This window comes from Aquimarina spinulae (genome assembly GCF_943373825.1).
Lineage (GTDB): Bacteria > Bacteroidota > Bacteroidia > Flavobacteriales > Flavobacteriaceae > Aquimarina > Aquimarina spinulae.
In genome coordinates, this window is record NZ_CALSBP010000003.1 from 365,084 (window position 1) to 376,649 (window position 11,566).

At 32.8% G+C, this 11,566-nt stretch carries 11 protein-coding genes; 7 read left to right on the plus strand and 4 right to left on the minus strand.

Going from position 1 to position 11,566, the window contains the following annotated elements; all coding sequences use genetic code 11:
• Positions 1–29: 29 nt before the first annotated feature.
• Together NNH57_RS24325 and NNH57_RS24330 are read left to right on the plus strand one after the other, a co-directional pair.
• Positions 30–284 carry an acyl carrier protein gene (locus NNH57_RS24325; protein WP_074406172.1) on the plus strand — a complete coding sequence of 85 codons (255 nt, stop codon included), beginning with the start codon at positions 30–32 and terminating at the stop codon, positions 282–284.
• Positions 281–823, plus strand: coding sequence for a 4'-phosphopantetheinyl transferase family protein (locus NNH57_RS24330; RefSeq protein ID WP_074406171.1), 543 nt, complete (start codon positions 281–283; stop codon positions 821–823). The genes NNH57_RS24325 and NNH57_RS24330 overlap by 4 nt, the downstream gene beginning before the upstream one ends.
• An 87-nt stretch (positions 824–910) precedes the next feature.
• Here NNH57_RS24330 and NNH57_RS24335 read toward each other — a convergent pair whose 3' ends face one another.
• The 3 genes from NNH57_RS24335 to NNH57_RS24345 form a co-directional block, all read right to left on the minus strand.
• Positions 911–1,459 (minus strand): hypothetical protein, encoded by a 549-nt coding sequence (locus tag NNH57_RS24335; RefSeq protein ID WP_108807563.1) that lies wholly within the window; start codon positions 1,457–1,459, stop codon positions 911–913.
• On the minus strand, positions 1,452–5,504 hold the full coding sequence (locus NNH57_RS24340) for a DUF4132 domain-containing protein (RefSeq protein WP_108807562.1): 4,053 nt from the start codon (positions 5,502–5,504) through the stop codon (positions 1,452–1,454). Before NNH57_RS24340 ends, NNH57_RS24335 begins: the two co-directional genes overlap by 8 nt.
• 111 nt (positions 5,505–5,615) lie before the next feature.
• Entirely contained in the window at positions 5,616–6,203 is a 588-nt protein-coding gene (locus tag NNH57_RS24345) for a YceI family protein (RefSeq protein ID WP_074406168.1), read from the minus strand.
• Between the two features lie 253 nt (positions 6,204–6,456).
• Here NNH57_RS24345 and NNH57_RS24350 point away from each other — a divergent pair, with 253 nt between their 5' ends.
• From NNH57_RS24350 to NNH57_RS24360, 3 genes are all read left to right on the plus strand, one after another.
• Positions 6,457–7,548 carry a trypsin-like serine peptidase gene (locus tag NNH57_RS24350; protein WP_108807561.1) on the plus strand — a complete coding sequence of 364 codons (1,092 nt, stop codon included), beginning with the start codon at positions 6,457–6,459 and terminating at the stop codon, positions 7,546–7,548.
• Between the two features lie 72 nt (positions 7,549–7,620).
• Complete coding sequence (locus NNH57_RS24355; protein WP_074406167.1) at positions 7,621–7,881, plus strand: carboxypeptidase-like regulatory domain-containing protein; 261 nt, start codon at positions 7,621–7,623, stop codon at positions 7,879–7,881.
• A gap of 137 nt (positions 7,882–8,018) precedes the next feature.
• Entirely contained in the window at positions 8,019–8,180 is a 162-nt protein-coding gene (locus NNH57_RS24360) for a hypothetical protein (RefSeq protein WP_159099181.1), read from the plus strand.
• Between the two features lie 25 nt (positions 8,181–8,205).
• Here the strand turns inward: NNH57_RS24360 and NNH57_RS24365 are convergent, their stop codons facing one another.
• The gene (locus NNH57_RS24365) at positions 8,206–9,414 is read right to left on the minus strand and encodes a multidrug effflux MFS transporter (RefSeq protein ID WP_074406166.1); all 1,209 of its coding nucleotides are present in this window, start codon (positions 9,412–9,414) and stop codon (positions 8,206–8,208) included.
• A 125-nt stretch (positions 9,415–9,539) separates the two neighbouring features.
• Between NNH57_RS24365 and NNH57_RS24370 the strand changes: the two genes are divergently transcribed.
• On the plus strand, positions 9,540–10,118 hold the full coding sequence (locus NNH57_RS24370; protein WP_108807560.1) for a hypothetical protein: 579 nt from the start codon (positions 9,540–9,542) through the stop codon (positions 10,116–10,118).
• A 117-nt stretch (positions 10,119–10,235) separates the two neighbouring features.
• Positions 10,236–10,808: a DUF4251 domain-containing protein gene (locus NNH57_RS24375; RefSeq protein WP_159099180.1), complete on the plus strand. Its 573-nt coding sequence runs from the start codon at positions 10,236–10,238 to the stop codon at positions 10,806–10,808.
• Positions 10,809–11,566: the final 758 nt, after the last annotated feature.

The window sequence follows — 11,566 nt, forward strand, 5'->3', positions numbered from 1 at the left end:
ATAAGTATTGAATCAACTCAAATTAGATTATGACAAAAAAAGAATTACTTTCTAAATTAAAAACAATCATAACGCCGTATGTGCAAAATGAAGAAGGGCTTGATACCCTTACCGAAAACACTGATTTTATAAAAGATCTGGAAATTAATTCTGCAAATCTGGTAGATGTAGTACTTGATGTTGAAGATGAATTCGATATTGAGATTGATAATGAATCGATGGAGAAAATGTTAACTATTAAGGCTTCAATTGCTGTAATAGAAGATAAATTAGCGTCCAAATGATCGGTAATGATATTGTAGATCTTCAATTGGCCAAAGCCCAGAGTAACTGGCAGAGAAGAGGGTGGCTTCAAAAAATATTTACAATTCAGGAACAACAGTATATTTTTGCTTCAGAAAAAATAGAATTGCAGCTCTGGCAGTTTTGGAGTATGAAAGAGGCGGCATATAAAGCTCACCAGAGGCGATTTAATCTTTCTCGCAGGTATAACCCCCAAAATTTTGAATGTACACCAAATAGAGAGGTTTATGTGGGTAATTACAGTTATAAAACACGTACAGAGACGCAAAATGAATATGTATATAGCATTGCAATGGTATCTGATGTAGGTTATCACTCTTCAGTATATGATAAAGCAATGAATATACGTTCTAAGTTAAAAGAAACAATTTCTAAAAAACTAAATATAGATTCGTCTCTCATTTATTTTACTAAAGATAGTAGAGGAATTCCGATAGTAAATATCAACCAAACAACAATGCAATTGCCAATATCTATAACACACCACGGAAAATACTCGGCATTTGTCGTTTCAGTTTAACAATTTGTCGTTAATTGAATTAGATTTCAACAGTAATAGGATCTAAAAAAACAATTAAGCATTGTTTCCTATTCTTTTATACACAACTTACTGATAAAATTTACCCATATCACACCATTTATCCCGTTCTTTTTTATCAAAAAAGAGGGTTAATTGTGGAAATCCTAATATTGGATCGGTGTCCTTATCAATAATTTTGATAGCAGCCATACTTACATCTTTTTCATTCCTGAAATGCAGTTCTACATCATGAGGGTAATCTGTATTCGATTTTGGGTTTCCAAGTGTAAGTTTACTTTTATAAATAAGCTTCCAGTTTAAAAAAACCGATGTTATTTCCTCTCCAAGATAGGGCTGCCAATGAAGTGATGCATCATATATCTTTTTAAAGTATTTCTTTTCTCTTTCCCAATACCTGATTCTCTTAATATATACACCTTGTAAAAATCCAAGTTTTAATTCATCTGCGGTATAGATGTGAAATACCTCACCATCGGTACACTGTATAAAAATTCCTTCCTGTATCGCATGATACGTTGTATTGATACTAAACACACCTTTGTACCACACTTTCTTAATAGTGGTATGTTTCAAAGCCAAAAAAGCAATTTCGAGATCTGTTTTAACCTTACTCATCAGGTTCCATTATAAATCTGATATCTGCCAAAGCTTCAGAATATACAATTGGTGGTACATCTTTAAAAGGTATTAATCTTTTATCTGTTGCCGATGCAGGGTTGTCATAAACATAACTCCCGGTTTGCACAGCATCTTTAACTACAAAATAAAATGCTCCTGAATCCATATTCTCTTGATAACTTTCTCTAACCGGAAGATGATTGGTATCTATAAAAGCATCGATGTTATCTGCAGAAAATGTTTTCTTATACGAAGTTACACCACCACCGTCTGTTACAGATCCTCTTTTCCAGCCTTTTTTCATCACTCGGTATCTAAAAATACTTACTTGTTGGTGTTTTTCGGTAAATATTTTGGATAGAGTTGTTTCTTTATGGTCTTCTGTGAGTTTTTCAATAGTTCTTTCTAATTGTTTAAAAGTTGATGTAATATTTTTAGTATTAAAATACGCTAACCAACTTTTGGTAAGATCTACACCTAAAAGTAAGGGGTGTGCTAACATTATTTTATCGGTATCTTTTAGTAAAATGGTGTTAGAATATACATCTGCAAAAGAACCATCTTCGAGAACAATGAAACTTTCTTGGGTATCATTCTTAACCCACACAGAACTTTGAGAAAAGGCAAAAGCAACGGGATTCTCCATAAAAAATACTTTCCAGTCGGCTGCGGGCCAATGTCGTTGTGTAACCAAATGCATCTCCATCGACTGTGCGAATTGTTTTGCTACATCATTAAGTATTTTTGTTTTTTCTTTTATAACTTTCTTAAAATCAGCAGAAGCTTTAGGTATTGTTTGTATAATTTTTCCTGTATCATTTCTAAATTTAAATTGAAGATTTACATCAATGAGCATAGTGTACGTTGCTCTGCCTTCATGTATCTGTAGTTCGCGACCAGAAAAATCAAAATCAGGAATCATACGTTCTTGCAATTCAAGGAAGGTTAGATCCAAATGATCAGCAATGGTTATAAGAGCTTCCTCTGCCGTTGCAGCAACACTATATCTATCACGGTATTTTTTCATGATTTTATCTAGTACCAGTGCAGCATCATATGAACTCATAAGGCCAAGTAATTCACAAGCAGCATCACTTCGTTTTTTTAATCCTTCTTCTCCCAAAACCTTAAGTATATCGGCTCCTCCAAAAAGTCCTATTGCAGCAAAAGCAGGTCTGTTTTTGGCAACTAATCCTTTATTTTTCTGTATCTTATACCATACTACAGTAGCAAATTCCTGGGATTTTCTTTTGTCTACAAGTAGATACAATGGTAAGGCTTCAATATCTGGTTCTATAGTATTACTACACTTTTGTTTATAAAAGATATAGTCTATTTCTTTTTTTGTAAACTTAGAACCATCAGCCCAATAAAGAGCCGGAAGTTTGTTTGTCCAGGTAAATACTGGTTTTTCAAGTTTACCCAACGCCTGCATGTCTTTAATTCTATTCTTCATTTCTAGAATAGTAACAGTACTTGGATTTTGCTCTTTATAAACAAGTTCTATTACAATCCCACGTATAGTATCATTTTTCTCGGTTTTAAGTAATTCTGAAAAGAGAGTACCTAATGCAATATTTTTTTGTTTGTCTTCCAAACATAGTAAAGCTTTAACCGCTATTAGTCTATCTGCGTCTTTTTTGGATTTCAACAATTGTAAAGCTTCATTTATGATAGTGGTATTCTGATACAATCGAGATAACTCCAGGGAAGCCATTTTTGAGATACTTTCATTTTTTGCCTTTACAAGTTGCCATACCTTTTGGTGATACTTAGCATAGTCTATTTTACTAATAATCTTAAAAAGATATCTAAAATGTTCTTCAGAACGTGAACTATCAGGATTTATGTTTAGCGCCTCTCCAACAATGTCTACAGCGTCCTGACCAAAATGTTGTATTGCTATTCTTGTGATATTAAGATCGATCACTTTTACATTTTTAACATACTCAAAAACAGTATCCTTAAGCTCTAATCCAAATAATTCTAATGCCCAATCAATAAATTCTGGTGTGCAATCAAAATACCGACGACCTAATGACCATGAAAATTTAAAACTTGTATCATTTTTCTTTTCTGCAGAGATGATCTTTAGTGTTTCCTGCACTTTTATAAATGTTTCTGCTTGGTATTTTTCTTTGGCATGGTAGATCAATATTCGATAGCATTCCATAATGCACTCATGACAATCTGTTTGCTGTAATAAATCATGAATATAATGTTCATATGATTCGAAATCAAAATCACATAATATCTCCAGTAAATAGAAGGGGATATGACGTTTTGCTCCACCAGAACCTTTATACTCCCCAATACATAGAAGTTTAGAGAGGTGAATATCTAGTAATGCCCTATCATTTTTTAGCATGAAAGAGATAAACGGAGTTCGTATACCATATGTAATTACCTGATCAAAAACAGAATTAGCATCCTCTTCTAATCTTGCCAAAAGGTATCTGCCAACAGAGTTTGGGGTTTCATTAGAGAGGTTAAACGAAGTTTCGGAAGACATTTCTGATAAAAAAGCAGAAAAGGATGTTTGCTCATTAATCCCTACAGTTGCTAAACGTTCTAGTATTGCGCTAAACAAATCCTGATCTGGTTGTTCTTTCTCTAATTGAGGAATAAACCATTTAGAGAAAAAATCTTCATGGTAGCCTCTATATGAAGGCCCATCAATAAAACGGTTTTGTTTCTCAAAATAAAAGGCGTCCTGACTAATAAAACACAGGATTCTGCAATCGATAAAATTCCAATCAGTAATAGGAGCAAGAAGGGTAATAATAGGTTCATGATCACGATAATTACTTCTCTTTGCTTTTGGTAATTCATCAGATTCACCTAGTATAAATTTTTGTAATACCTCTACATTAGTCTGTTCACTTTCATAAACATCATCCTTTATCTCATCAAAAACTTCGGTTATTTTATCTAATCTTTCTGAAACTAGTTCGGATTTATTAGCTGGGACTTCTGGGATATTGATTATTTTCTCTTCTTTCTCTTCTTTGGATAAAAATTCTCTAATCCCTGAAATATTTATAAAAAAACTACTCCCAATAATATCCTTCGGAATATTCTTAATATTATCTATCTCTATTTCAAAATCTTCTAATTCGGTAAGATTGACAAATTCCTTTGGGATTGCAGTTATTTTTTTACAGTAATCCAATTCTAATGTTTCTAAAGCGTCTAACTCACAAATGCTGAGCGGAAAATGATCAAAGTGGTTTACATTAAGTTTTAATTCTGTAAGATTTTTAAGCTTTCCGATTTCTGTAGGCAAAGCGGTTAAACAATTTCCTGACAGGTCGAGTGATTCTAAAGCTGTTAAATCTCCTATTTCTTTTGAAATTATTGGTGCTTGAGGAAGCGGAGCTCCATAGGTTTCTGTTCTGTTACTCTTAAAAACTAACAATTTTAGTTGCGATAATTTACCGATCGATACGGGTAATCCTTCAATATTAGGAAGGCCATCTAACTTTAATATAGTTAATTTAGAAAGTTGATCTATTTTAGATATACTAGAATAATTAGCACTTCTTATAGATAGTTCCTCTAAATTTTTGAGTTCCATAATAGTATCAGGAATCTTGACTTTTTGAAAATAATCACCTTCTATATCAAGTATCCTTAAATTTGTTAAGTTTCCTATTTCTTTAGGAATATTATCTTCAAATCCACTTATTCGTAATTCTTCTAATCCTGTACATTTACAAATTAGCGGAAGCAATCTTTGATCTCTTTTTTCAAACACATTTTCGGTTAAATCCAGAGTTTTACTATTTCCGTGTAATGCCTGTTGGACTTTAAACAAAGTATCGGGTTCTACACCGGGAATATGAAGTGTAAGTTCGGTATATCCTCCTTTTATTTTTGATTTTACAGCTTTTTCGGCTTCTTTTTTGCATTTTTCTTCAGACTCAAAATCTTTCTTATTTGTGCGTAGTGTGTTTCCAATACCCCCATAAACTACTTTATAAGATGTACCACTAGTTTCTATTTTCCAGATTTTGGTATCATTAACCAATTGTTTTTTCATGAATGCGCAATATTTAAAACTCTATCTAAGAGCTTCAAATATATAATTAAAGGTAAGAAATAGTACCACTGTTTTCAGTGAAAAAATGGAGGTAATTAAATACTAAAAAAACTATCTAAGTATCGGAAAATAAAAACGAATATCTAATTTGTTTTGCTCTCGTTTGTCGTGAATATTAACATCAAAATCACTAGAGTGAATCGTAGTTTTGCCTAATAGTTTTTTGTCATCAAGAGAGAACGTAATAATCACTTCTTTTTGTATTCCCTTAATAGTAAGGTTGCCAATAACTTTATAAGTATTGGTGTCAAAAGCAACTACATCTGTACTCACAAATCTTATTTTTGGGTACTTTTTTCTATAGAAGAATTTTTCCCACATTAAATGCCCATCACGCAAAAAATTATCAGTGTCTAGTGTATTAATAAGGGCAGTCCCTTTAAAACTTGCATTCTCAGGGTCCTTAGGGTTGAAATTAATCTTAAAGTCTAAACCTGCAATAGTGCCAGAAGTTTTATCTTTTATAAAATCAAAAGAAACTCTTGACTTTTCTTTATCGAAAACGATGCCTTGATAGTCATTGATTAATGCATAATCAGAAGTCGGGCTGGTTGGTAATTGTGTAGGGTTAGGAATAATGTCTTGCCCAAATCCTTGAGCGTACAAAATACCAATCAATATGTAGAGAAAAGTTCTCATAGGGATAATTATAATGTTACTAAGTTAGAAATAATCAAGAACCATTCCAAGGGTTTATTTACCCCAATTGTATACCATCATTCAACTATACAACCAACAGGTGTTTAACCTTTTGATTTACAGCTTTTTAACTCTTTACAAAAAGTATGGTTATTTATACTTTTGCTCTTAATAAAATTGCAATTTTAAAAGAAGTAGAGGGAAACTATGCATAAGAACTCTCGATATAACAAATTTTATAAAAACACAGATCATGAAGAAAAATGGAATATATGAAGATCAGAATACAGATGAAACAACGGTTATCGAAGAGGCTTTTGAAGGAACTGGAGATATAATAGAATCTGAAGAATTTGATGATACCTTGGGAGAGGAAACAGAAGAATCTGCCAACGACTACTTAGAGGTGAGTAGTGAAAATAGTGGGGGTGATCAGGATTTTGAAGACCTTGAAACTCCTTTTGAAGGTAATGAAAGTGGCATAACAGAAGGTTCTCAAACCGAAGAAGGAACTCTGGAAAAAGTTTCGGGGTACGATTACTCGGTGTTAGAAGAGCAAGAAAGCGAAGAAGAGAATGAAGAAAATCTTTTGGATGCATATTATGCAGAGTTTGGAGATCCTACTGCAGCAATGTTAATGCGTAGCGAAAGTGGTAAGAAAATGATGCAGGAAGTTGTTATCGGTAAAGATGATCGTAAACAAATTAAGGGAACAACCAAGTATCCCTGGCGTGCTATCTGTTCTTTAAGAATTAAAGCGAAAGATGGTACTAATTGGATTGGCACAGGATTTCTTATCGGTCCCAGAACAGTTATTACGGCGGGCCATGTGGTCTATATGCATAAACATGGTGGCTGGGCCAAGAGCATCGAAGTAATCCCAGGAAGAAATGGTGGTAAAAAACCATACGGATCATGTAAGTCTTCTCATTTCCATTCGGTTAAAGGATGGACCAAGAGTAAAAAGAGAAGTCATGATTATGGGGCTATTATACTGCCAAAAAACTGTAAGTATGGTAACAAAGTAGGATATTTTGGATATGGAAACTATGGCTTCTTTGATTTATTAGGATTAAAAGTAAATCTTTCTGGATATCCTGGGGATAAACCAGCAGGTACACAATGGTGGCATGCCAGAAAAATTAAAGCAGTTACATCCAGAACATTAGTATACAATATTGATACTGCAGGAGGACAAAGTGGTTCTCCGGTATGGCGAATCAAAAATGGTAAACGCTATGCTGTAGGAATCCATACCAATGGATATTCTTTGGGTAACTCTGCTACTCGAATTACAAAACCAGTGTTTAAGAATCTCAAAAACTGGAAAAACAAATACAAATAGTAAGTAAAACAAAAAGGATGAGCATTTTTATAAGAGAGAATGCTCATTCTTAAAAAACAAATATAAGTACTAATGGCGGCTACAATTAGAGGAAAAATAGTAGATCAAAAATCTAAAAAACCTGTAGAAGAAGCAGTAATAACTTTAACGATCACCGGGATGACACGGTTAGTAGATATAGCGCAAGTAACCGATGATGCTGGAGTTTTTTTCTGGAATGATCTGACTCCTGGAAAATACGATATACTCATTATCGCAGGGGGGTATGCAAACAGAAAAATTTCAATCCTACTAAATACAAACGAAGAGCAGGAAATTTTTATTGAACTCTAAATCTTAAAAGAAGGATTGTTCGTACGTATCTTAAAATAAATATAAAGTACTACAAATGAGTAGACTAAAATTAAAAAAAATGATAACTTAGAAAGAGAATTAATTGTTAGTCGCGTGATTCACTAAAACTTTCCACTATGAGTAGTAAAGAAAAAACCACTAGAAAAAGACGATTCGCAGATTTCCAGAATAAATACCGTAGGTCTTCAAATTTTGGATACGGATCAAAGAGAGACCAGTTCGCCATTGCCGGAAATGGTGATCTATCTATACCAGATGACCCTAAAAAAGCATCGTGATCAACGCAAGTAATCACTCTGTTAATTAAGTAGCACGTTGTTGTTTTACAGATACTTTTAGATATACCAGAATTATAATTGAAAGTAGTGCACAGACCAAAAACCCTATAAATAGAGGTAGGGTAGTACCCAAAACAAATCTTCCTATATAAGTGCTAATAGGAACTGCCATAATAGTAGAAATAAAACCTGTGATTGCAGCACCTATCCCCGCAATATGACCAATAGGTTGCATGGCCAACGCCCTTAAATTTCCAAATAAAAAACCAATAGCAAAAAATTGCATTCCGAAGAAAAGCAATAATATACTTACGCTTGGATTTGAAGAATCATAAAATAATACAATATATAAAAGTGAAATCGCAAAAAATGCGAGTAGAGAGGTGGTAACCAGTTTCTCCATACCATATTTTAAAACCAGTGTTCCGTTTAAGAAAATAGCAGAACCTATAGAGATTGCTAAAAGACCAAATATATACGGAAATTCTTCTTTTAATTGATATTGCTGTTCAAAAATTTGTTGAGAAGTACTAAGATATACCATAAAAGACCCCACAATGAAGCCCGAAATAAGCGTATAACCCATGGTTGTTTTGTATTGCATTAATTCCTTTAGGCCATCTATAAAAATAGTAGATGTAAATTTTATACGTTTAGATATTTCGAGGGTTTCGGCTTGTCGTTTCCAAAACCAAAAAGAAACTAGTATACTAAAAAATACTTGTACATAAAAAATAGTTTGCCAATCATAATGATCTAATACAAATTTGCCTAATGCAGGAGCAATAATAGGCACTAAAAGAAATACTACAGTAATAAATGACATGATACGTGCCATATAATCTCCGCTATAAATATCTCGAATCATGGCAATAGCAATAGTTCTGGGAGCAGATAATCCGATACCTTGCAGAATTCGACCCAATACCATCATTTCTATACTTGTAGCAAAAACGCAGATAAAGCTTGCAATTATAAAAAGTAATAGCCCCATGTACACAACAGGTTTTCTACCTATACTATCTGATATGGGGCCAAAAAATAACGGACCAATACCAAGCCCCAGGAAAATCATGGTTATTAATAACTGATTGTCTGCGACTTGCCTGGTACCAATAGTAATCCCAATAATATCTAACGCGGGTAAAAGCGCATCTATAGCCAAAGCTACGATAGACATTAGAGATGCCATAAGGGTTACAAATTCGAACTGGGCTAACTTATTTTTTTGCATCTGGCAAAAGTAATGCATTTGGCTCACAAAGGTTTAAAGGAGAATGTTATATTCTGTAACGTTACACTATTTTTAATAGTCTTTTATGTGAATTGTACTTTTTTAACCAATACCATCACTTAATTATGAGAAATAGTGACACTTTAACATATAATAGACAAAGGTTAAAACTGTTTCGAATACTTAGAAGAAAGTGTTATGTACTTGTAGTAGGAGTCGTATGTTTTGTTTTCTTATCCGGAAAACAAATATATGCTCAGGAAAAAGAAACAGATGCAAATGGAGTAGTAGATAAGAAATCAAAGTTAGCAATTGGTGGGTTTTCATATTCTGGACTATCAAGTCGTGAACAGCATGCATATTTTACAATTGACTACCAAGTAAATTCAAATTTGTTTATAGAAATACAGGGGTATAATGATACATATCTTTCTGCAGATGTTTTTAAAATGCCGATTAGAGGAAAATTACAATTAACAAATAAGTTTCATCTTTATTCTGGTTTGGAAATAGAACTTACACGAAATGTAGATATTCACGATATAATAGTTCCTTTACAGACTAAGTTTATATATGGTATGGGGTATGATTTTGATACTAATTTTTCTTTAGAGGTAAATCATAACCTAAACTTTGGCACATCTGAGTTTGGGTATTATGGAGCCTCAAATTTATTATATGTCCGAGGAAGGTATAGGTTTTAGAAGCTAAAATTTTCTACTTATAATCTGATTCACTGAAACTTATGTTAAAAAAACGTATTGATATTTAAAAAAATGGTATATTATTTGATGCAATTAATTAGTACTATTATCAAAAAAATGAAAACTCTTTTTATACTACTTACAAGCTGTTTACTAATGAGTTGTGGAGGTTCACAAAATCTGGTAGAATCTACAGAGCAAAGTAAAGCATTAGATGAATTAGTAGCTCAAAAAAAACTCGAGATTATATCGGATTGGGCATCACCAGTAGCGAGCGGTAGTTTTAACGCATTGGCCAATAGTGGATTACTACCTGTAGGAAGTACAGGAAACAATATAAATCTAATCGGAAATTTTAATCATTTTAGAATCCTGGGAGATAGTATCTCTGTGGATTTACCATACTATGGAGAACGTCAAATGTCTGCAGGTTTTAATAATAAAAATACTAATATAGAATTTGATGGTGTACCAGAACATGCTAAGGTTACATATAATGAGAAAAAGCAGCGGTACTCGATGAATTTTGAAATTAGGAACGCTACAGAATGGCTTAGAATATCGATAATACTATATCCAAGTTTGAGAAGTGATATTATGATACAGAGCAATTACCGAACATCAATTCGATACAGAGGTGTCATATCAAAATTAGAAGAGAAAAATCATACTGCAGTATCGAATAATTAATCTGAATGTAAATAATAATAGAGTAGCATTCAAATATTCTATTTTACATAATATAAATTATAGTACAAATGTATATTATAGCAAATTGGAGGATGCTTGCATTTTACATAATTGCAGATATAACGACACCGTCAGGTGTTTTATATCGATCGTAATTATGTAAAAGCCAATTTGCGGCATTCATAGTTCTATTGTAACTATAATGTAGTATTATGTAAAATATCCCAGGATAATTCTATTTCATAATAACCGTAGCTACTGGGGTCATCATAATTAAAAAAAACTATTGTTGAAACATTCTGCTCACATTTGTAGCTATAATTTGCCGTTATGTAAAATTGCCGCTGCCTATGCGCTCGATTGTTTTATAAAAATTTAAATGCCTTTTATGGCATTTATTTTTACACACAATTGCCAACCGCATAGCCCACGCCAAAAAAAGCAAACACTTTTAGGTAGTTTATAAATCGGGTATTTGATAAAAGATACGTGATAAAAGTTTTTACGACATTCTCGTGAAGTTCCCGCAAGAGTATAAAATTACTCTGCGAGATAATTTCTATACACTTGCTCTAATTATGCTATAATTCAACCTTTTTTGATTTGAACTGTTTAACAACATTTAGAACTGAAATTTGAAATCGTGACTATTAACCGTTTATTATTATCTTTTTTTCTTGATACAAAAAGAAACAAAAAAATCAAGGCTGCATAAACCTTTGGAAACAATGTACGGCTCAATCACTATATTTTAGAAA